Consider the following 335-nt stretch of genomic DNA (forward strand, 5'->3'; position numbering starts at 1 on the left):
GAACCAGAACGGGTTGTTGCTCCACTGCTGGCGGTCTTGCAGGTAGAAATGATCCTGATTGCGCTGGATGGAAAACTCCAGCTGCTCACTGGCACCGTTCCACTTTTTTACCGACAGCCGCGCCTGACCCGGCACATTGGGTTCTAACGCAAGCAGATCTACACGAATGGGCATTGCTTATCTCGCTGTGAAGGCAGTGAGCACGAGGCCCAGCCGTTCATTCTGTTCAATGGTGATTTCGCGACCGGCGCCATGGCCGGCGTTTTCCACGGTGATATAAGCCAGGCCCGAGAGCCAGTCGCCGAGAAACCGCTGCGCCTGGTTCGCCGGTTGTG

General features: G+C 57.6%; 2 protein-coding genes. One reads left to right on the forward strand and one right to left on the reverse strand.

Going from position 1 to position 335, the window contains the following annotated elements:
* A partial coding sequence (locus AC0608_RS13680) for a hypothetical protein (RefSeq protein ID WP_478289454.1) occupies window positions 1-191 on the forward strand: 191 nt, incomplete at its 5' end.
* Here the strand turns inward: AC0608_RS13680 and AC0608_RS13685 are convergent.
* On the reverse strand, window positions 178-335 hold a 158-nt coding region (locus AC0608_RS13685; RefSeq protein ID WP_478289455.1), incomplete at its 5' end, for a virulence factor SrfC family protein. The two genes, AC0608_RS13680 and AC0608_RS13685, sit on opposite strands and share 14 nt — an antisense overlap.

The sequence above is a fragment of the Flavobacterium sp. GNP008 genome (assembly GCF_056428965.1).